This is a genomic window from Methanobacterium congolense, assembly GCF_900095295.1.
Taxonomy (GTDB): domain Archaea; phylum Methanobacteriota; class Methanobacteria; order Methanobacteriales; family Methanobacteriaceae; genus Methanobacterium_C; species Methanobacterium_C congolense.
In genome coordinates this window covers 1,528,241-1,548,508 of record NZ_LT607756.1, presented here as the reverse complement: position 1 = coordinate 1,548,508, position 20,268 = coordinate 1,528,241, and the positions used below count along the sequence as shown (strand labels likewise).

At 38.0% G+C, this 20,268-nt stretch carries 19 protein-coding genes, 1 tRNA gene and 1 other RNA gene; 13 read left to right on the top strand and 8 right to left on the bottom strand.

The window, feature by feature from the left end; all coding sequences use genetic code 11:
* Entirely contained in the window at nucleotides 1–1,332 is a 1,332-nt protein-coding gene (locus MCBB_RS07345; protein WP_071907150.1) for an ABC transporter permease, read from the top strand.
* 171 nt (nucleotides 1,333–1,503) lie between these two features.
* Entirely contained in the window at nucleotides 1,504–2,079 is a 576-nt protein-coding gene (locus MCBB_RS07340; RefSeq protein WP_071907149.1) for a class I SAM-dependent methyltransferase, read from the top strand.
* Between the two features lie 147 nt (nucleotides 2,080–2,226).
* On the opposite strand, the gene MCBB_RS07335 is transcribed toward MCBB_RS07340, so the two are convergent.
* Nucleotides 2,227–2,955: an archaeosine tRNA-ribosyltransferase gene (locus tag MCBB_RS07335; RefSeq protein ID WP_084789894.1), complete on the bottom strand. Its 729-nt coding sequence runs from the start codon at nucleotides 2,953–2,955 to the stop codon at nucleotides 2,227–2,229.
* A 487-nt stretch (nucleotides 2,956–3,442) separates the two neighbouring features.
* On the opposite strand from MCBB_RS07335, the gene hdrC reads away from it, so the two are divergent.
* The 7 genes from hdrC (at nucleotide 3,443) to MCBB_RS07300 (ending at nucleotide 9,022) form a co-directional block, all read left to right on the top strand.
* A complete protein-coding gene (hdrC, locus tag MCBB_RS07330; RefSeq protein ID WP_394327154.1) occupies nucleotides 3,443–4,411 on the top strand; it encodes a CoB--CoM heterodisulfide reductase subunit C in 969 nt (322 codons plus the stop codon).
* 12 nt (nucleotides 4,412–4,423) lie between these two features.
* A complete protein-coding gene (gene hdrB / locus MCBB_RS07325) occupies nucleotides 4,424–5,320 on the top strand; it encodes a CoB--CoM heterodisulfide reductase subunit B (RefSeq protein ID WP_071907146.1) in 897 nt (298 codons plus the stop codon).
* A 528-nt stretch (nucleotides 5,321–5,848) separates the two neighbouring features.
* Entirely contained in the window at nucleotides 5,849–6,115 is a 267-nt protein-coding gene (locus MCBB_RS07320; protein ID WP_071907145.1) for a DUF749 domain-containing protein, read from the top strand.
* A complete protein-coding gene (locus MCBB_RS07315; RefSeq protein ID WP_071907144.1) occupies nucleotides 6,112–6,639 on the top strand; it encodes a DUF2096 domain-containing protein in 528 nt (175 codons plus the stop codon). The genes MCBB_RS07320 and MCBB_RS07315 overlap by 4 nt, the downstream gene beginning before the upstream one ends.
* Before the next feature lie 275 nt (nucleotides 6,640–6,914).
* Nucleotides 6,915–7,583, top strand: coding sequence for a metallophosphoesterase family protein (locus MCBB_RS07310; RefSeq protein ID WP_071907143.1), 669 nt, complete (start codon nucleotides 6,915–6,917; stop codon nucleotides 7,581–7,583).
* 148 nt (nucleotides 7,584–7,731) lie between these two features.
* Nucleotides 7,732–8,649, top strand: a complete 918-nt coding sequence (locus MCBB_RS07305; RefSeq protein ID WP_071908033.1) for a 2-phosphoglycerate kinase — start codon at nucleotides 7,732–7,734, stop codon at nucleotides 8,647–8,649.
* Nucleotides 8,627–9,022 carry a CBS domain-containing protein gene (locus MCBB_RS07300; RefSeq protein ID WP_071907142.1) on the top strand — a complete coding sequence of 132 codons (396 nt, stop codon included), beginning with the start codon at nucleotides 8,627–8,629 and terminating at the stop codon, nucleotides 9,020–9,022. Before MCBB_RS07305 ends, MCBB_RS07300 begins: the two co-directional genes overlap by 23 nt.
* A 383-nt stretch (nucleotides 9,023–9,405) precedes the next feature.
* On the opposite strand, the gene MCBB_RS07295 is transcribed toward MCBB_RS07300, so the two are convergent.
* The 3 genes from MCBB_RS07295 to MCBB_RS07285 all read right to left on the bottom strand — a co-directional run bounded on the left by MCBB_RS07295 (nucleotide 9,406) and on the right by MCBB_RS07285 (nucleotide 12,422).
* Nucleotides 9,406–9,825, bottom strand: coding sequence for a hypothetical protein (locus MCBB_RS07295; protein WP_071907141.1), 420 nt, complete (start codon nucleotides 9,823–9,825; stop codon nucleotides 9,406–9,408).
* 76 nt (nucleotides 9,826–9,901) lie between these two features.
* Nucleotides 9,902–11,128 (bottom strand): FprA family A-type flavoprotein, encoded by a 1,227-nt coding sequence (locus MCBB_RS07290; RefSeq protein ID WP_071907140.1) that lies wholly within the window; start codon nucleotides 11,126–11,128, stop codon nucleotides 9,902–9,904.
* Nucleotides 11,129–11,426: 298 nt separating this feature from the next.
* On the bottom strand, nucleotides 11,427–12,422 hold the full coding sequence (locus tag MCBB_RS07285) for an inorganic phosphate transporter (RefSeq protein WP_071907139.1): 996 nt from the start codon (nucleotides 12,420–12,422) through the stop codon (nucleotides 11,427–11,429).
* Nucleotides 12,423–12,573: 151 nt separating this feature from the next.
* Here MCBB_RS07285 and ffs point away from each other — a divergent pair.
* An RNA gene (gene ffs, locus MCBB_RS07280) (signal recognition particle sRNA) lies at nucleotides 12,574–12,889 on the top strand.
* Between the two features lie 192 nt (nucleotides 12,890–13,081).
* A tRNA-Ser gene (locus MCBB_RS07275) sits at nucleotides 13,082–13,166 on the top strand.
* A 200-nt stretch (nucleotides 13,167–13,366) separates the two neighbouring features.
* Here the strand turns inward: MCBB_RS07275 and MCBB_RS07270 are convergent.
* A complete protein-coding gene (locus MCBB_RS07270) occupies nucleotides 13,367–13,840 on the bottom strand; it encodes a VOC family protein (protein WP_197668937.1) in 474 nt (157 codons plus the stop codon).
* 228 nt (nucleotides 13,841–14,068) lie between these two features.
* Here MCBB_RS07270 and otsB point away from each other — a divergent pair, with 228 nt between their 5' ends.
* The gene (gene otsB, locus MCBB_RS07265) at nucleotides 14,069–14,851 is read left to right on the top strand and encodes a trehalose-phosphatase (protein ID WP_171899107.1); all 783 of its coding nucleotides are present in this window, start codon (nucleotides 14,069–14,071) and stop codon (nucleotides 14,849–14,851) included.
* A 56-nt stretch (nucleotides 14,852–14,907) separates the two neighbouring features.
* Here the strand turns inward: otsB and MCBB_RS07260 are convergent, their stop codons facing one another.
* Complete coding sequence (locus MCBB_RS07260) at nucleotides 14,908–15,522, bottom strand: hypothetical protein (protein ID WP_071907137.1); 615 nt, start codon at nucleotides 15,520–15,522, stop codon at nucleotides 14,908–14,910.
* A gap of 181 nt (nucleotides 15,523–15,703) precedes the next feature.
* On the opposite strand from MCBB_RS07260, the gene MCBB_RS07255 reads away from it, so the two are divergent.
* On the top strand, nucleotides 15,704–17,119 hold the full coding sequence (locus tag MCBB_RS07255; RefSeq protein ID WP_145976026.1) for a hypothetical protein: 1,416 nt from the start codon (nucleotides 15,704–15,706) through the stop codon (nucleotides 17,117–17,119).
* Between the two features lie 162 nt (nucleotides 17,120–17,281).
* Here MCBB_RS07255 and MCBB_RS07250 read toward each other — a convergent pair whose 3' ends face one another.
* Together MCBB_RS07250 and MCBB_RS07245 are read right to left on the bottom strand one after the other, a co-directional pair.
* Nucleotides 17,282–18,775 (bottom strand): alpha,alpha-trehalose-phosphate synthase (UDP-forming), encoded by a 1,494-nt coding sequence (locus tag MCBB_RS07250; RefSeq protein WP_231916332.1) that lies wholly within the window; start codon nucleotides 18,773–18,775, stop codon nucleotides 17,282–17,284.
* A gap of 70 nt (nucleotides 18,776–18,845) precedes the next feature.
* Nucleotides 18,846–20,150, bottom strand: a complete 1,305-nt coding sequence (locus MCBB_RS07245; RefSeq protein ID WP_071907135.1) for a hypothetical protein — start codon at nucleotides 20,148–20,150, stop codon at nucleotides 18,846–18,848.
* Nucleotides 20,151–20,268: the final 118 nt, after the last annotated feature.

Here is a 20,268-nt window from a genome sequence, read left to right as displayed (position 1 = left end):
ATGAAATTTTTAAGCATAGCATCAAAGGACATAAAAGAACTTTTAAGGGACAGAAGGGGTCTCTTTTTTATCCTCCTTTTTCCAATGTTTTTCATGTTGGTGTTTGGATTTGCATTTGGAGGTATGGGTCAGAGCAACACTCCCCACAGCATTGCAGTTGTTAACTACGATGAAGGGGCCACCGTAACCTACACCAACCAAACCATGAACTTTGGAAACAACCTCACATCTGTACTTGAGGATGTGAAGTACCAGAACAGTGACGTGCACATGTTCAACATCACAAAAACCACGGAACAGAACGCTGACAAACTCCTGAAACAGAGGGATGTTGATGCAGAGGTCATAATACCAAAAGACTTCTCCAAGGCGAGTGTTGCACTCATAACCAACACCATACAGTCCAGCACATCCTCACAATCAACAGTTCAAACTTCATCACAGTCATCAGCCCAGTCAACAGTTCAATCAACCCAGTCTGCAGGAACTTCCACAGACAACATCACAGCAAAGGTGATAATCAGAGGAGATACGGGATACATGGGCTTTGGAACAGCTCAGGGAATTTTAACAGGTGTGTTCCAGGGTTATGAGGATGATATTGTGACTGAGGTGCAGAACAGGATCCAGGGAACACCTGGAGCCAAGCCCCATCAGTTCATCCAGACTGAGGTTGAGGGCATGCCTGGAACAGAGGCCTTCACAAGTTTCGACTTCCTTGCACCTGGAATGATAGTCTTTGCAATACTACTTCTTGCAACCAGTGTTGCAGCAAGCCTGACAAGGGAAGTGAATACAGGAACCCTTGAAAGACTCAAAATGTCCAAGATGAAATCATTCGACCTTCTATTTGGAAGTTCAATTCCATGGACACTCGTTGCAGCGGCCCAGGTTGTGATACTCTTTGCAGTGGCAATTGCCATTGGATTCCACTGGCAGGGAAGCATCAACTCAATAGTACTGGCAGTTGTAGTTGGTATAATAGGTGGAATTTCATCCATAGCACTTGGAATGATCATAGCATCCTTTGCAAAGAATGAAAGACAGGCATCAAATCTTGGAACCCTCATAACAGTACCAATGAGTTTCCTTGTTGGAGCGTTCTTCCAGCTGCCCCAGGTGACCATTGGAAACTTCATGGGCCAGAACTTCCAGATATACGATGTACTGCCCTGGACACACACACTCAATGCATTACGCTCAGTTCTGACCTACGGTAGTGGATGGGAGGCCATATCATATCAAGTTGGTATGAGTGTGGTTCTGACAGCCATACTATTTGTCATTGGAGTATTTTTATTCTCTAGGACAAGACTTAGAGCTGAAAAATAAGCTTTTAAACCTTATTTTTTTAATTTTTTTTAAATCATTTTTAATTTTCACATTTTTTAAGGATACTATTTTATGGACATTAAAAATAAAATTTTAAAAAGATATTTAACGGAACATTTAAAAAATAGGATTAGTTTTAGTTGTGAATGTTAAAGTAAGTGAGGCGATGTAATGTCTGATAAACATGGACACAAACACCATGGTAAAACAAGTAGAGATATACTCAGTGCTGAAGAAGTTTTGAAGAACGTTGAAATCAAGAAGGGTGATGTCTTCCTTGATGCAGGCTGTGGGGACGGATACATATCAATAGCAGCATCAAAACTCGTTGGAGAAAAAGGAAGAGTACATTCACTGGATGTTTACGAAAAATCAATAGATTCTCTCAAAAAAGAAGCTCAAGATGAAGGAATAACCAACATCAATGCAGAGGTTGCAGATCTCACCCAAAAATTACCTTTAGAGGATGATTCAATTGATGTGGGTATTATGGCCAATGTTATGCACGGTTTTGCAGCAGAAGGTGAAGTCCCAGAGGTAATGAATGAGATAAAGAGGGTTATAAAGCCTGGAGGAACCTTTTCCCTTGTGGAATTCAGGAAGATCCAGAGCCAGCGCGGGCCACCATATGAAATAAGATTGGGTCCTGCAGATGTTGCTGAGATACTATCTCCATATGGATTCCAGATCAAAGAAGCATCCGAGATTGGAGAGTACCATTACATCGTAACTGCCCTTAAAAAATGATTCAAAGATCATCAGTTTCCTTTTAAATTTTCATCTTTTCAAATTTCAATTTTAATTTTCAACTAAAAATTGAAGAAAAAAAGATTTATTCAGATCCCCCTTTTAGATCCTTTCTTTTAAAGATCCTTTTTTTAGGTACGTGGACCTTCAGTACATCTGAGTGTACCTTTCAAGGAAATCCTGATGATCCCTATCTAGTATCCTGAGGGCAGTCATTGCTTCAGGTGAGGTGCAGCAGCGTTCCTCCACAAGGTTTCTGAGGGTTCCATTTTTAATGTGCTCGCGAACCTCTCTTAAAACGAAGTCCATTGATTTTTTGTTGTATTCTACAAGTTCTTCAGGTTCCATTTCATAGATCTTGTAACTATCTGTGTCATAGTCTGCTGTAGGTGTCAGCATTGTGTCCAGGTTTGCGTAGAATCTACAGGAATCCTCTGAGAAGAAGTCAGCACCCAGGTAAGCTAGAAGTGGAATGAATGAAACGTCTGTGAAGGGGAAGTAAATGGCTGAATTTGGATTCAGAGCACCCCTTAACGTTACCATCATCTCCACCAGATCCATTGGCCTTCTCATAAGCTCTTCAGAGTTTGCAACCAGAAAAACACTGTTTCCAAGTTCTTCAAGTTCCTGGGCACATTTAACCCTCAGATCCGGATACTTCGACCCTTGTATGACTGCAATTCCATTTTCACCACTTTGACGGGCATTTTTCACGGTCTCATTCACTGACCATTCAGCAAGGGCTTTCGGAACGTTGTAGGGCATTGGTTCATCCTTCAAGAGAGGTAATGAATCGGGTTTCAGGGTTGATGGTGTTTGAGCACCATTATATTTTCCAAGTCTTGCAGGGCCATCGTGTAAAGTTATTTCAAGCATGATAATCACGTATATTTAGAATTTATCCTTTAAAGTGTGTTATTATTTATATTCATTAAAATCTATAATTCCTTAAATAATTCTATTATTAATTTTTAATTCAACAATAGTTTAATTCAGTAATAGCCAGTCTAACCTTTTATTTAGTGTAAATATTGTTTTATTTAGTGTAAAATTTTTAGAAAACATTTTTAGAATTTTCAATGGGCCTTTTATTTTTAATGTTATTTAATTGATCTTCTTGATTTTATTTAACTTCTTGATGTTATTTAAAATTAGGCGAATGTATTAATGCATTTTTTGTGTGATGAATGAGAAAAATCACCCTAAAGATGGTGTAACCTAAAAGGTTACAGTTGTGGATTTTTACACAACCTATATATAGGCTGAAACTCCACCTAGAATATGAAAATCACAAGTTTTCACACAGAGCCGTACTACAAAGAGGGCGTGAAATAGAATGTCATTTCTAAATCGCTTGAAAAAGATGTTAACTGGGGATGAAAACCCCGAAAAGGAATCAACAGAGAAATCAGTGGAACAATCAGAGTCAGAAGTGAAAACAGAGAAACCAATGGAAGAAAAACAAGAAACAGTCAAGGAATCAGTTTCCAAAAATAATGAAATTAAATCTAATGAAACCATCAAAAAAGATGTTGAACCTTCAGTTGCTGAGCCTTCAGTTGAAGAAATAACTGATAAAGAACCCGAGAAACCTAAAGAGCAAGCAGAAGAAAAACCAGAAAAACAAGAACCAGTGGAAGAAAAAATAGAAACTGATACAAAGATAACAAAAGAAACAGCAAAAACAGAGAAATCAAATGAAGAAGAATCAGAGAAGGTATCAGTAAGGGAAGAAGAACCTGAAAAACCCAAAACTGAAAGGAGTGGTATTATGACTTTACTTGAAGGAAGAGAAAAAGATACTATAACCCGTGCAGATATAGACGAAAATTTCAAACAGGAAATCATGGACGCTGGCGCAGAATCTGTGGCAGTATGTTTCCAGTGTGGTACATGCTCAGGAGCATGTCCTTCCGGAAGAAGAACCCCATACAAAATAAGGCAAGTTGTAAGAAAGGCAGTAATGGGCCTTAAAGAAGAAGTCATATCTGATGACACAATCTGGATGTGCACAACCTGCTACGAATGCCAGGAAAGATGCCCAAGGGGAATCAAAATCGTGGACGTTGTTAAAGCTATAAGGAACCAGGCAGCACATGCAGGATACATGGCACCTGCACACAAAGCAACAGGATCATTCGTTATAAAAACAGGTCACGGTGTACCTATAAACGATGCAACCAAAGCTTTAAGGAAAAGCGTGGGCTTAAATGAATTACCACCAACCACACACGAATTCCCAGAAGCACTTGAAGAAGTCCAGAAAATAACCAAACTCACAGGATTCGACAGTCTCATAGGATACAACTGGGAAACTGGAGAATTAGAATAAGGAGGAATCAAGATGGCATTTGCATATTTCTTAGGATGTATAATGAACAACAGGTACCCTGGAATCGAGAAATCAACCAGGATCCTCATGGATAAACTCGGAATTGAAATCAAGGACATGGAAGGAGCATCCTGCTGCCCAGCACCAGGTGTTTTCGGTTCATTCGACAAAACCACATGGGCTGCAATAGCTGCAAGGAACCTAACCATAGCTGAAGACATGGACATGGACATCATGACCGAATGTAACGGATGCTTCGGATCCTTATTCGAAAGCAACCACCTCCTTAAAGAAGATGAAGAGTTCAAAGGAAAAATCAACGGTATACTCTCTGAAGTTGATAGGGAATTCAAGGGAGACGTCAACGTAAGGCACTTTGCAGAAATCCTCTACAACGATGTAGGTGTTGAAAAACTCACAGAAACCTTCACAAAACCATTAAACCTCAACGTTGCAGTTCACTACGGCTGCCACTTCCTCAAACCAAGTGCAGAAATTGGTGTCGACGACCCAATGAAACCAACCATACTTGACGAACTCGTTGAAGCAACCGGTGCAAAATCTGTACCATACAAGGACAAAATGATGTGCTGTGGAGCAGGCGGAGGTTTAAGGGCAAGAGACCTTGACGTAACACTTGACTACACCAAAGAAAAACTCGACAACATGACAGAAGCAGGAGTAGACGCAATAGTAAACATCTGCCCATTCTGCCACTTACAGTTCGATGTTGGTCAGACAGAGGTCAACAAAAAATACGGAACAAACTTCCAGATACCAGTTTTCCACCTTGCACAGCTCTACGGACTTGCAATGGGATTAAAACCAGAAGAGCTGACAGTTGATGCTCACCTCATAAGCACAGACCCAGCTATCGCAAAACTGGACGTTATAACTGGTGGAGAATAAATCTCCCACCAAATTCTTTTTTTAAAATCCAATCAATACCTTTCTATTAAAACTGAATCATCAGGGGCCTTAATTTTAAATGTATTAACTTTTCAGAGCTCATTTTTAATTAGTTTAACCTTTTTGTCTCGTCCAATGATTAATTTGAATTTTAATAATCAATTTGAATATCTGAAGTTTGATTTGTAATTTAATTAATAATATTCACTATTTTAAGATATGAATATATTATGATCATTATTTTAATATATAAACATATCAATGCTTTTTATTTTAAAATATCCTCCTTTAACTGATGATTTACAAATTTAATCCCCACCTAAGCTCAACATTCACTTTAACCCAAAAAATTTAAAGTTTAAAAACAAATACCAATTGTAATGCCATTAATTTCATATGATTCCCAATCAATTGATGAAAGAATCAACTGATAGAACTGATAAAAAAAGTTTTAATTAAAAAATACAATAAATAATGCATAACTCAAATAATTAAAATCTTAAAACCATCTAAGAGAGGTGTTTTCTCATGTTCGTTGCAAGTCTTGCGGGAATATTCAAATTCAATGAACTGCCTGAAAAATACGGGCCATTTGTACAGTACAAAGCATCAATAGAAAAAAGAGAAATTAAAGATACTGATGAAATAGCAATACTCAACATAAGCGGTACTGAAAGCAACCACGTGCTTTTCCTGGATTCATACGAAAATGTGAAACAGATAGAAGAAGAGTTAAAGGAAGCAGATGCTGAGATAAATTACCACACCAAAAAAATATTGGAAGGACACTTATGAGCGATTTACCTGCAGAACAGACATGGATGGTGCTGGTTGAATTATTGACAGACCTTAGAAAGAAGAACGTTGAAATATCTCCCGCCATAACAGAAGATATAAGGATGGCAAAAACAACAATAAACTTCTACAAGGTCAACCCCACAGATCCAGAGCGCATAAAAGAAGTTGGAAGGATAAACAACTTTTTAACATCCCTCCAGGAAACTTTGATGGGACTTGCAGAGGCTCAAGGCAAGGATTACATTGATCAGTGGATAGAAAAACTTAAAAGAGCCTCCCGTGGAGAAACAGTATATGAAACACATGATAAACCATCCAAATTTGTTGTGGGAGCTCCATCTGGATTTTCAATGGTCAGAATCACATTTAAAAAACCCCAATCCGAGGACAGAGTTCAGGAAATTGCAGAGTACCACAACGTCATAATAGAATTTGAAACCGATGAAATCGTGGTGATCTACGGGGATAAAGAGAACATACAACACAGCCTCAAGGAGATGGCACCACTCTTTAGTGAGTGATCCCTAAAAATACTTTCTGTAAAGCAAGTGTGATCAAAGCTCAAGCGTTGCTCAAACTTAATATTTTAGAATAAAAATCTTAATTGAAAATTATTCAATATTTAAAAGATTCAATTAAAACCATTTCATTAAATACCTGATAAAATGCATGATAAAAGTATAAATCAATAATTAATCATTTCAATGAAATAGAAAATAAAATAAATGAATTAAAAGTTAAGAACAGAACTTAAATTTAACTATTTTTTTAAGAAAAATTTTTAGAGGATTTTGCCATGAAAATACTTGCAGTAAGCGACATACACGGTAAATACCACAAGATCTTAAATTACCTGAAATCCAACCACGTGGACCTGATAATAATTGCAGGTGACATAACCAACTTCGGACCATCTGAACTTGGAGAGGAAATACTGAATGAGATAAGTTCATTCAACATTCCAGTTCTTGCAATACCTGGTAACTGTGACCAGACCTGTATCTACAATGAAATAGATAACTCAAATGCCGTGAACATACATGGAAGAAACGTTGTCATCAAGGACGTGGGTATATGTGGTTTTGGAGGTTCCAATCCAACACCCTTTGAAACACCCCTTGAATTTGAGGAAATCCAGATATACGAAGAGGCTAAAAAAACCCTGGAGCGTATAAAAGACCAGAAGATAACCCTTTTTGTAACCCATGCTCCACCCAAGGACACCATGGCGGATCTCCTGCCATCGGGGGATCATGTTGGAAGTGAAGCTGTTAGAAGGATAATAGAGGAACTGCAGCCTACCCTGAACATATGTGGCCATATACATGAGGCAAAGGGCGAAGACAAAATTGGTGAAACATGTATCATTAATCCAGGCCAGTTATCTGAGGGAAATGCATGTTTGATAGATATAAACGATTCTGAGGACGTTACCCATGTGAGGCATGAAATCGTAGATATCTGATGTGATCGAGCTTTATCTGCATGTTTTTTTTATCATGCAGATCCCTGAAGTTCCAATAGAAAATAATTTAAATAATGTTAACATAACCTATTTTGTTTCAAGTTATTGTATAAAGCCTTTGTATTCTATTTGAGGTGAGAAATTGAAAATGATTATGGTTGAAGGAGAAGTAACCGGTAAAAAATATAGGGAACCCTTTTCAAAGGGAGTTCTTGCCAGGTCACTAACCAGGGCAGAGATGGATCCAAACAAGGCCTACACCTTCGCATCCAAGATAGAGGCTCACCTTAGGGATGAAGGCGTCAGTGTCATAGATTTAAATGATCTCATCGTGATCGTACGTGAAAAGTTAAAGGAAGAAGATGAACAGATAGCTGAAAAGTACGGAATGTGGAAAAGGATTAGAAAATGTAAAGAACCCCTCATAATACTTATCGGAGGAGCCTCAGGTGTTGGAACATCTTCAATTGCATTTGAAGTTGCAAATCGCCTTGGAATAAGGAACATGATAAGTACTGATATGATAAGGGAAGTAATGCGTAAAATCGTTTCCAAGGAACTTCTTCCAACCATTTACGAGTCAAGCTACACAGCTTACCGTTCCCTTAGGATACCACCGCCACCCGAACTCGACGAGGTTCTCATAGGATTCAGGGACCACGTTGATACTGTAAGTATAGGTGTGGAAGCTGTTATTGAAAGGGCCCTGACGGAGGGTATAAGTATTGTTATAGAGGGAGTTCACATAGTCCCTGGCTTTATAAGGGATGATCTTGTAAACAGGAATAACGTTGCAATGTTCGTTTTAACACTGCACGATGAAGAGGTCCATAAAGGCAGATTTTACTCTCGATGCAGACAGATGTGGGCTAGAAGACCACTTAAACGTTATATGAACTATTTTGGAGCCATAAGAAGAACACATAAATATTTCGAAAGTCAGGCAAATAAGAATCATATTCCTGTCATTGAAAACATTGATGTTACAACAACGATAGACTCCATAATAGAGGATATTACAAAGACCTATGGAAGTGAAGAAGATGTTGGAAAAGATAAAAGTTAAGGATGTAATGACTGAGGGTGTTATAACAGTTCCACCAACTGAGGATGTTGTTTTTGCCTTTGAAAAACTCATGAAACACAAGGTAAGCTCTTTACCTGTTGTTGATGATGATAAACTCGTTGGAATAGTAACAGCAACTGATCTTGGCCACAACCTAATACTCGACAAGTACGAACTGGGAACAACGGTTGAGAAAGTCATGGTGAAGGATGTTATATGTGTGGATCCAGAAAATAGCCTTTTAGATACTGTCAAGGCCATGAATGAGCATGGTGCTGAGGGAGATATTATAAACCAGCTCATAGTTATGGAAGATAAACAGATAAAGGGTATAATCTCAGATGGAGATATAATAAGAGCTATAAAAGTTTAAAACTTTTAAAGGAGTTTTACTCCATCTTCAAATACATTTTTAGAATTAATTCAAATATTTTAGAACTAAATTTTGGGAACTTTAAATTTCTTAACTCAAAAGTTTCTTAAAAAAATTTCTTAAATTTTAATGATAAATAGATTTTAATAGTAAAATAATTTGTATCGTTTTTTTAAGGCATTCATTTTGTTGTACATTCTTTTTTTTAATGATTTTTAACATGATTCATGATTATACTTTGGTTATTTATCCTCTGTTTTTATTTTTGAATAATTAAAAACTTTTTTTAATCATAAAACTCTTTAAAAAAGGATAAAAAAATTGAAGGAACTAATATTAAATAAAAATTTTGAAAAAAATATGGTTTTTTTGGGTTTGAAGTTTCATTGGGGGTTCCTTGGAGTTACCCGGGGTATGAAGGATTGGCAAACACTGGGATACTTCTTTCCAAGTTCCATTTCGAGTTTTTCAATGATTTCATCCTCGATTTCTTTGCTCTCTTCTGTGGACACCGAAAAGCTGTTTCCTTCAAGTTTGGCCTTTATGAACTCTTTACCCATACTGATCTCCAGTTCTATGGTCCTACCATCATCAACACTTCTCACAAGGTCCTCCATTATATCATCACTTAACTTCAAGAGTTTTCGACCTTCGGGTGTGTATACATTTTCTTCTGTTGTGATCTTTTTTATAAGAAACGGTGCACAACCCTCTGTCCTTGCAGATTTTCTGTTTATCCAGAAAAGTACGGTCATCAATTTCTTGTGTGGATCCAGTTGACTTTCAAATTCCAATGTTTTCATCTACGCAAACCTCCATAATTTCCATAAATTTAACATTTTTCAGCCCATATCCCTATTTCAGTTTATATCCCTATTTTCAGCTCATGTCCTTAATTTCTCTGGCCAGTTGTTTTCCAATTTCGTAGCACTTGTCCAGTTCATCTTTTTCAGGGAGGTAGTTCACTTCGTAGTCTGTGGAAACTTCAAATCCACATTTTTCAAGTTCATCTGCAAGTTTCTTCACAGCTCTACCGCTCCATCCCATTGAACCGAAGGTTACAGCCTTCCTTTTAAAGCCAGTCATTTTGAAGTTCAAACCCCTGAGGTAGAATATGAGGTCTCCAATACTTGGGTAGGGTTCGTTGAACATGGTTGGAATTCCAAAGAGCACAGCCTTGCTCTGGAGTATGTCCCTGACTATCTCACTTCTCTCATCCTCATGGAGGAAGTACATTGAAACCTTCACACCTTCACTCATAAGGCCTTCTGCAATTGCATGGGCCATCATCTGGGTTGAGCCGTGCATTGTATCGTAGACAACGGTTGCCCTATCATCGCATTTTCCAGTTGCCCATTCAGTGTAGGCACCTATTATCTGCATAGGATCCCTCCAGATTTGACCATGTGCAGGTGCAATTAACTTTATTTTATCCAACAATTCCAATTTACTTACTTCATCGAATTTTCGCAGTATCAATCCTGAAAGTGGGGTTAATAGGTTAGCATAAAACTTGCACGCTGCACCCATGAGAATGTCTTCAGGTATTTCATCACTGAACCTCTCCATGAAACAGAGGTGCTGGCTGAAGGCATCATTTGAGAAGAGGATTCCATCCTCCATGAGCATGGTGAACATGCTGTCAGGCCAGTGAAGCATCTTGGCCTCAACAAATGCAAGGGTTCTACCACCAAGATCCAGTGTGTCACCTGTTTTAACAGTTTGGAAATCAACATCCCGGAGTGAGGGATAATGTCTTTTCAATCCGTTAACAGCCACTGCAGTGCAGTATACAAGTGCATCAGGGAATTTTTTGCACAGCTCTGAAAGGGCACCGCTGTGATCCTTCTCAACGTGGTTCTGGATTATAACGTCCACCTTGAAATCCCTGTTCTCCTGACGGAAAGCATCCTTAATCCGTCCCCACATTTGTGCTGAGCTTCCAGGATAGGTGTTGTCTATAACTGCAACCTTCTCTTCTCCAAAAACCATGTATGCATTGTAGGTTGTTCCCTTAACTGTGTATCCATGATAGTTCCTAAGATCCCAGTCCCTAACTCCAATCCAGTACACACCATCTGTGATTTTTATTGCATCGGCTTTCATTTTATATTCCTCCAACTCTATACAGACTTCAATCACTGCAATTTTTCATTAAATTTTTTTTATTAACATATTATTTCACTGTAACTGTTATTAATTATCGCTGGAGTTACATATAATTTTTACGTTAAAATTTATGTTAAAAGAGTTTTAAAACTGATAATATGGTTTAAATTTCTTAAAAAAAGTTTTTAAGATGATTTTATATTATTTAAATTTAAAGTGTGCCTTAAATCCAAAAAAAAATAATTATTTATTTTGATTGATTTGATTTTGAGTTCGATTCCTATTTCTTTGAGCTTTATCCAATAACTCCAATTAAATAAGACATTAAAAAGTAGAGGGATGCAGAGATCAGAATACATGCGGGGATAGTGAATATCCATGTGCTCGCTATATGTTTTATAACGTCTAATTTCACAGTTGAAGTCCCCCTGGCAAGTCCAACACCTATAACAGAGCCCACAAGGGTTTGTGTAGGTGATATTGGCATTCCATAGGATGCAAAAAGTAGGGTTATTGTTCCGGCTGAAATCTGGGCTGAAAAACCCCGTGTTGGAACGAGTTCAGTGATCCTACGACCTATAGTATCAGTTATACGATTTCCTGCAATTAAAATTCCAAATACAAGGCCCAGGGCACCCAAAAATTTTATTGAAAACCCCATACTACTGCCTACAGTAACGTACAATGCACCTGTTGCAGCAGCAATATCTATTGCACCAACGCTTAAAGCTGCCAGTGAAGAACTTCCTATCTGCAGATAAGAAAAAACCTTCTCAAGCCTGTCCTTGTATGAAATTTTCCGCTTTCCAGGTTTTAAAAGCAGCTTCTTCATTGTGAAGTAAACTAAAAAACCAGTTACAAGGCCGATGAGTGGTGATGTGAGCCAGCTGAGTGCTATGTAACCTGCCGTAACCAGATTCAGGTTGTGCAATCCTGCGTATGCGATTCCATAACCCAAAACAGAACTTACAATGGCATCGGATCCAGATATTGGTATTTTTTTTATAAGGGTTATGGTTATCCAGATTCCTGCAGCAAGGGTTATAACAAAGGCACCAAGAGTGGTCATGAACTCAGGAGGCACAATTCCGCTGCCCACAGTTTTTATCACATTACTCCCAAGGAACAGAGCCCCGATAAATTCAAATAAAGCCCCTAATATAAGTGCATTCCTCATTTTAAGGGCACCACTTCCAACAACAGTGCCCATCGAGTTTCCAATATCGTTTGCTGCAATGTTGAAGGCCATGTAAACAGCAGTCACGATACCGATGATCAGCAGGAGTTCCATATACAATAATTATGGCATATGAATATAGAAATACTCTTTGCAATTCCTTAATCCTAAAATGAGCACTATTCTTTCCATTAATCCCCTCCGTGTTTTAACCACAAGATACTGAAGTGATCGCAAGGTTCAAATACTAAAAAGCACCAAGTTTAAATGGGCTAGACTGGAGGGTTAGGGGTCCTCTGTAAGCGCATATCCCCTATACGGCGCGGTTGAAGTTCAAGAGGCGGCAGGTTAACTGGGAATTGGCCCAGGATTTCGATGTCGAAACCTCGTCCCGCAGGATTAGTGGTGGAAGGGCTTCGGCTGTAGGGCCGGGGTTAACTACCTTAACCACAGGAACGGATCAGGTCTGGAAAGAAGCAGTTCTACTGTGGACAGCTGATGCTTGTGGAGCAACGGGGTGGAGTCGGGTTTCTGGATCACCAGTTTTCAGGAGGCCTGTCCACTCTTGAACACGCCCACTTCAAATTAAAGATGTGAATGGTTCATGGAATTATTTTCATTTCATCAATTCATGGAGTTAGGGTAAACTTAATTTTATGAAAGATTTAGGGCAAACTTTAAAAGGGAGTTAAACCTAACATTAAAATGATTCCAATTCAAAGAAGTTTTTTAAGGAACATTCATTTAATAATATTCTCTTAAATATTGGTAATGTCGGGGTGGCCCAGCCTGGTACGGCGGTGGCCTGCTAAGCCACTGATCCCTTGGATCACCCGGGTTCAAATCCCGGCCCCGGCGCTTTTATTCTAAAACATAACCATATCTTTTTAACTGATTATGCACGGTTTTTTTGATATTAATCCAAGATTTTGATACTCTTTATGGTTTAATTTTATGATTTAAACGTTCAAAATAAAAATTTATACCTTCAAAAAGAGAAATTCAGAAGAAATTTCAAATATTTAAAAAAATTATTTTTAAAATTTTTTATAAATTATTTATTTCAGCATCATCTGAACAAATTCAAGGGGTATTGATGATTTTTCTGTGATCTCTTCCTCAGTCAATCCCTCTTGGACCATTCGTTTCACCACAGCATCAAGAGGCTCTCCAACTTCAATTATGTAATTGTCAGGGTCATAAAATCTCATCACCCTCTGCCCCCACGGCTGTTCCACGATCCCATGAACAAATTCAATATTCAAAGACCCTAATTTTTCCTCCAGTTTTTCAATTTCCTCTGATTCAAAATACAATTCCATAAAATCCTTTGAAGAATGTGTTTTGCTTGGAATGAAATGGCCTGTTAAGCCCTGAAAATGTTCCGCATCATGAATGGCAAAACCACCCTTGAAGGCAATATTTGCACCGTGATCTACCTCTACTTCCTGTTTTAAGATATTTTCATAAAATTCTCGGGACTTAACAATATCTGCTACTGTTATTAGTGGACACACGTATTTAATTTCCATTTTTCTTACCTCAGGACATTAAAAGCTGCCGATTTGGCTGTTTGACTTTTTTTAGGATGATTTGACTTTCGTTGGATTTTATAAAATCATTCTAAAGAAATCTTCATTTAAATTATTAGTAACGAAGATAGAATATATAATAATAGCTTTTAGAAATGGGTTGAATTGATTGAAATGCCTAAAAAAAATTCTAATTAAAAAGTAGGAATAAAAATGCCCAAATCCCTTATGAAGAATTTAAAAGTCTTTGAAAGGTTTAAAAATGATAAAAAAACAGTCATAATAACTGATGTGGATGGAACTATAAGTGAAATAGTTCCAACACCACAGGAAGCTTTCGTATCATATTCTATGAAGGAAACTCTCACTGGATTGTCAAAAAAGTTCCAGATGGTTGCGGTTGTAAGTGGAAGACCTGTTGAAGATGTTAAACGGATGATTGGAATAGAAGGACTTTTGTACGTTGGCAACCATGGAATGGAGTACATGAAAAATGGGCAAATCCAGGTCGAGGAGGACACCAAAAGATACATCCAGCGTATAAATGAAGCAGCTTGCAAAATAAAAGAGGAAGAATCCTGCAATGCCGAAGGTGTTCTTCTAGAGGATAAAGGGCTCTGTTTTTCAATACACTACAGGCTCTGCAAAGATCCCAATGCCAGAAAAATCTTGTTGGACGCCCTTAAAGATATGGAAGAACTGAAAGGGCTTCAAATAAAAGAGGGCAGAAAAGTAATTGAGATAAGACCGCCCACAGGTTACGATAAAGGTAAGATTCTTGAAAGGATAGTCAAGGATCATGATGTAAAAAGTGTTATATATCTGGGGGATGATGTAACTGATTCAGATGCATTCAGGAAGCTGAATGAACTCAAAACCCAGGGTAAACTTGACGGTGAATCAATAATAATTCTTTCAGGTGAAATACCCTCTAGAATTAAGGAAGAAGCTTCTTACTTCCTTGAAAGTGTGGATGATGTCCTGAAATTTTTTGAATGGCTCTTGGATTGATTGAACCTGTTTAGCAAGGTTTAAAGGGTATAGATAAAGAAACTCAGTTTATACTCTTAAATACCTAGATTTAAGTTGAACAATGATTTTTCAGGGTGACATTGGATGGATTCAATCATTTTTTTCATTTCTTCCAACTGATCTGAGGTTACAAAACCAATAGCCACGTATGTTAAGTTGGTCTCTTCACAGTACCATTTAGCCTGGAATTTAGCCATTTTAATCGTGGGCATGGTGTATTTACTAAGTATAGGAATGTCACTGGTTATTTCCTGCATATCTATGGACATTTCATGGACTTTGAAGGTAACATTATGTCCATTTACTGTTATAATTTCATTTGTTTCGTTAATGTTTTGAGAATCATCGGCAAAGGGGTTCAGAGTTTCGTTGAGTTCTTTTTTGTTTGGATCTTTTATTAAACCGACCCAAAAAGTCCCGTTTCCAGAGTATTCAAAAATTCTCTCGTTATCTGTGGTTAAGTTGTCCGTGAGATTGTAACCTTTTGGTATGTATACTGGCCCTTTAAAATCTTCAAATGGCCTGTAAAGTGCGTGTCCCCAAAATATGGCATAAACAGTAATTATAACAGCTATTATTACTACAAACACCAAAATTTTTTTCTTTAAATATGGCTTTTTTTCAGTATTTTTTTTATTCAGGATCTTCACATGACTCCCTCCACTCCACTATTAGATAACTTTAAATATTTAAACTTTTAAGTTTTACTTGTAATAATAATTAGAATATTTATGGTTATGGAGGTGGGAAAAAATGATTAATTCTCGGAAGTTGTTTTTGTTGTTCCTGATGGTGGTCTTCATTAATTTGACGCCTGCTTTTGCTGTGCAAATGGAACAGGTAGCCAATGAGGCGCAGCAGTACAATGAGCAAAGTCAAAAAAAGATGGGGTTTTTTTCAAAGATCAAATTCATGGCCAAGGGATATAAACTGATTGATAAAGCAAAAAATGCTAAAAATGAATCTAATAATGAAAATAAATCCTCTGATGGTGAAGAGTATGTCAAGTTGTGGAATCAGGATCAACTGAATAAACTACAGCAGCAGAAATTGTTAAATTTTAGAAATAACGATAAAAAGTTGTTTTTTAATTCTAAAACTAACAGATCATCTGTAAATAACACTAATGATACGAATGCTACAAATGATACCTCAAACCAGACTGCTTTTACTCCTAATATTTCTGAAATATGTCCTGAGTTACATACTGATGCTCAGAACATGATTCAAATACTCCATGAATCTGGTATAGATGTTTGTCAATCTGTGCAAACTGATATTGATACCGTGACGTTAAGGGGAAATATTGTGCAGTTAATTGATGAGAAGGGTAATATTAGGTATGCTTACATTGGGATGATCTCTCCAGACTCTAAAGAAGTTAAGTTACTGACAGAGGAGAATAAGGAACTGACTCTGAGTTTGGATGAGTTTGAAAAAGCTTATACTGGAATCATGTTGTCTGTAACTTCTAATCAGGATCACAGGACCGTGATGGGCAAGATAATTCAAATCCAAAAAAGTAACCTTGAAACTGAAAAGAACGATGTGTTACTTGCTAAAAAAAATGCAAAATCCGGTATCATACTGGCAAGTATTCTCATAGGTGTTGGCCTTATTCTGGCAGTTGTTGGTATCCTACTTGCAACCTTCATGGGGAAAGCCTTGGGAGCAAGAGTATCTGAGGCCATAGGTAAATCTCCTGTGGAATACATTCGATCCGGACAATTTCGTTATCAAATATCTTTAAAAACTCTTAATGCATGGAACTTGGAACCTAGAGCAACTGGGCTTCCTGTCTTTGAAACCATTCAATCATTTGCAGAGGTTTGTATGGCGAGATTCCCTGGGGATATGGCTCAAGCGTCTTTTGCAGTCATAGACCTTCTTGCAGAACAAGAAATTCAGATATTTTTCTGGAGTTCATCTGAAGTAACGATGCATGTACTTGCACAGAACTGGTTGAAGGTAATTATATGCCTTGTAGGTTTGATCATTGCTTTGGTTGGAATTGGATTAATGATCTACGCCATATATACTCTTATTTGCCATGTAATGGATATTTTGTCTACCAATGAAGAATTAAATACTATTGAAGGTAAAATTAATGATCTGAATGATTGGCTTAATAGGAGTGAGAGTACGTCCATAATTCCTCAAAATGGGAGTAATATCACTTTAAATGAGAAAAATGTGGATATTAATTTGTTACAAAACTGTGGGGGAAACAAAACAGCGTCGATTTAAGATTTGAACAGTTAATTTCCATTACTTTCATTATTTATTTTTTTTAGACTATCTAAACTAGTTTAAGTCAGGATTAAGTTAAAAACTTCTATAATGAACTGGTTTCTTTGATTGGGGCTTAGTTTTTACCCTGTAATGCATTGTGGGCTCTGCTTTATATGATTATTCCTTTATCTTGTTGTTGAAGAACTCCTCAATATCATTGAACTGTTCTGTGATCCAGTGGTATATGTTCCTTTTCTTTATAATCCACTTTAAACCATTTATACGTTTTTCACGTTCACTTTCATTCATTTTAACTGCTTTATGCAGTGCTTCAGCAGTCTGGGTCACGTCGAAGGGATTAACGTTGAGTGAATGTTCCTTAAGCTCTTCATAGGATCCAGCATGTTCTGATAGTATCAAAACTCCGTTGTTTTCATTGACAACCGAACCCTCCTTTGAAACTATGTTCATACCATCGCAGATTGGATTCACCATTAAACAATCGTAATGTTTGAAGGCTGCAGTTACAAGGAGATAATCTGCCTTGAATATCTCTTCGATCGGCTTCCAACCTTCCTTTGAATATTTTGCATTGATATGGCCCACTATCTTGTGAATTTCCATTCTGTAATCCCTGTACTCCTTGATCTGCTGTCTTGTGGGTTTTCCAGTGGTAAGAAATTTAACCTTTCCATGGAATTCCGGATGCTTCTCAAGGAATAGATCGTAGGCTCTGAAGCCCCTCACTATATTCTTACTGAGATCCGCACGATCCGTTCTGTAGATGAGAAATGAATCCCCTTTAATCTCATGGATGGTTTTTTCCTTCTTTAGAACTTCCTCTGTTCTTGAAAGTTCTTCAAGTCCCTCATAATCAACAGAGATTGGATAGCTCTTCACAAGAATTTCACGGCCTTTGTAGTTGACGGTGTTACTTTCAAAGTCCACATGGTCTGCATAATCTTCACAGGTCCTGAGGAAGTTCTTAACATACTTCTCTATATGAAAACCAACTATGTCGTTGGATAGAAGTCCTGTTACAATGGCTTCCTTCATGTAATCTGGTAAAATACAGAAATACTCAGGTTGAGGCCATGGTATGTGAATGAACTGGCTTAAAAAATTATCTTCAAGCTTCTCACGGATGTAAGCAGGACACAGATACAGATGGTAATCCTGAAGAATTATGAGGGCTTCCTTTTCATTTAATTTTGACTCCTCCACCACCTTGTCTGCAAATCGTTTGTTGACATGGACGTAACCATTTTTCCATGCCTTATGGATTTTGTCATCAATTTCAGGAGTGTATGGAGGATTCCACATGTAATGCTGAACGAACCAGAGAAGAGGATTGCTTATAACACTGTAGTAATCCTCGTAACTTTCTGGATCAACGCTGACAAAGGGAACCCAGAACTTGGGTTCATCCTCAGGCACAGGAACCCTACCATCGGCAAATCTCTCTGCAGCAACCTTATCTCCAGGGGTCATGGTACTGGCGATCCAGGTTCCCTTAACAGTTTCCATAATGGGAAGCAGGGTTGAAACAAGGCCTCCCGCTCCTCTGCGACCTTCAAGGTTCCCATCATCCATTTCATGAAACTCCACAGGGCCCCTGTTGGATGCAACCATGAGATGTTTGTCCTCTAAAAATCTATCTATCTCCCTCAATGGATCTTCCCTTTGAATAAAAAATCCTCCTTCAAGGTTTTTAATCAGCGGCTGATGATATCTTTACAAATTAAATGGTTTCTACTATTTTTTTTATTTTATTCCCAAGTTTCTGGAGTTTTTCAGATGATCTGGACTCAATGTAAACTCTAATCAGTGGTTCAAAACGTGAAGGTCTTATGAGTACGTAGGAATCTTTCCAATCAACCCTTACACCATCTGTGCTGTTCAAAGTACCTTCATCCACAAGAGAAACTTTAAGATATTCAAGAACATCTTCTTTCTTTTCATGGGGGCACTTAACTGAAAAACCGGTTCTCTGATATTCAGGAATCTCCTCTGCGATCTCGGATAGTGCTTTGTTCTTTTTGCAGATTATTTCAAGCATCTTAATGGATGCAAAGATGGCATCGAAGCAGGGATGAAATTTGGGAAATACGTAAAGTCCTGGTTCATCTCCTCCAAAAACTGTATTATATTCAACACTTCCAGTTAAAACAAGATCTACTGGGGTTTTAATCAGTTCTCCTCCGCATGCAGATACCACATCGTCCAGGGCTCTTGAGGCCACAACTGAGGATACAACTGTACTTCCAGGATTTTCATTCAGGGCATCCTTTGCAAATATTCCAAGGGTGGTCTGGTCACGCAGCGCATTCCCCTTTTCATCCAGAAATATAACCCTGTCACCATCGTTGTCAATTGCAATTCCAAGGTCTGCCCCAACGGTTTTTACAAGGTTTGATATCATGGAAAGACTTTTAGGCCCGGGATCTGCAAATCTCTCATCAATTGATTTAGGACCATGGGATCCAAAGAGCAGGGTTTCACATCCCACCTTAGCCAAGATCTCAGGGGTGAAAGGTACCGCGGAGGCATTTGCACAGTCAAGAACCACTTTAGAGGCATGATTTCTTATCAATTTTGCATCAACATTTTCAACAACTGCATCCCTGTATTTAGCCCTGTAATCGTGAACATAGGATAGTGATCCTATATCTTCCCACCTTACCTTTTCAGCATGTTCCTGAGCCATTGGAATTTTGTGGCTGCTGAATATCTTAATGCTGATCTCATCTGGATGAATGTGTGAGGTGGTTACTGTAATAACAACAGTTGCATTGTAGATTCCAGCACTGTAATTGATTGAAGGTATTGGAGCCACACCAAAATCAATCACTTCAACACCTGCAGCCATCAGACCTGCAGTTACAGTCCTTTTTATCATCTGAGAAGCTTGATTCGTATCTCTACCAATCACAACTGCATTTCCCTTACTTAAAAAGTTCCCAACCATGGTTCCCAGGTTGGATGCAAATTCATTGCTTATCTCTGAGTTCACAACGCCCCTCACTTCTCTAACGAATAGAGACACCTTAAAAACTCCTTTTCATCTTGCTTAATGTATTCAAGATAAAATTTTAATCATTCATTGGGCTTATTCCTGATTTAACTGTGTTGTAATGATTCCGTTGGTTAGGGTCATTAATTAA

Excerpts from the sequence above, each read along its gene's own strand:
- MCBB_RS07345 (WP_071907150.1), top strand. The coding sequence starts at position 1 with ATGAAATTTTTAAGCATAGCATCAAAGGACATAAAAGAACTTTTAAGG.
- MCBB_RS07340 (WP_071907149.1), top strand. The coding sequence starts at position 1,504 with ATGTCTGATAAACATGGACACAAACACCATGGTAAAACAAGTAGAGAT.
- MCBB_RS07335 (WP_084789894.1), bottom strand. The coding sequence starts at position 2,955 with ATGCTTGAAATAACTTTACACGATGGCCCTGCAAGACTTGGAAAATAT.
- hdrC (WP_394327154.1), top strand. The coding sequence starts at position 3,443 with ATGTTAACTGGGGATGAAAACCCCGAAAAGGAATCAACAGAGAAATCA.
- hdrB (WP_071907146.1), top strand. The coding sequence starts at position 4,424 with ATGGCATTTGCATATTTCTTAGGATGTATAATGAACAACAGGTACCCT.
- MCBB_RS07320 (WP_071907145.1), top strand. The coding sequence starts at position 5,849 with ATGTTCGTTGCAAGTCTTGCGGGAATATTCAAATTCAATGAACTGCCT.
- MCBB_RS07315 (WP_071907144.1), top strand. The coding sequence starts at position 6,112 with ATGAGCGATTTACCTGCAGAACAGACATGGATGGTGCTGGTTGAATTA.
- MCBB_RS07310 (WP_071907143.1), top strand. The coding sequence starts at position 6,915 with ATGAAAATACTTGCAGTAAGCGACATACACGGTAAATACCACAAGATC.
- MCBB_RS07305 (WP_071908033.1), top strand. The coding sequence starts at position 7,732 with ATGATTATGGTTGAAGGAGAAGTAACCGGTAAAAAATATAGGGAACCC.
- MCBB_RS07300 (WP_071907142.1), top strand. The coding sequence starts at position 8,627 with ATGTTGGAAAAGATAAAAGTTAAGGATGTAATGACTGAGGGTGTTATA.
- MCBB_RS07295 (WP_071907141.1), bottom strand. The coding sequence starts at position 9,825 with ATGAAAACATTGGAATTTGAAAGTCAACTGGATCCACACAAGAAATTG.
- MCBB_RS07290 (WP_071907140.1), bottom strand. The coding sequence starts at position 11,128 with ATGAAAGCCGATGCAATAAAAATCACAGATGGTGTGTACTGGATTGGA.
- MCBB_RS07285 (WP_071907139.1), bottom strand. The coding sequence starts at position 12,422 with ATGGAACTCCTGCTGATCATCGGTATCGTGACTGCTGTTTACATGGCC.
- MCBB_RS07270 (WP_197668937.1), bottom strand. The coding sequence starts at position 13,840 with ATGGAAATTAAATACGTGTGTCCACTAATAACAGTAGCAGATATTGTT.
- otsB (WP_171899107.1), top strand. The coding sequence starts at position 14,069 with ATGAAGAATTTAAAAGTCTTTGAAAGGTTTAAAAATGATAAAAAAACA.
- MCBB_RS07255 (WP_145976026.1), top strand. The coding sequence starts at position 15,704 with ATGGAACAGGTAGCCAATGAGGCGCAGCAGTACAATGAGCAAAGTCAA.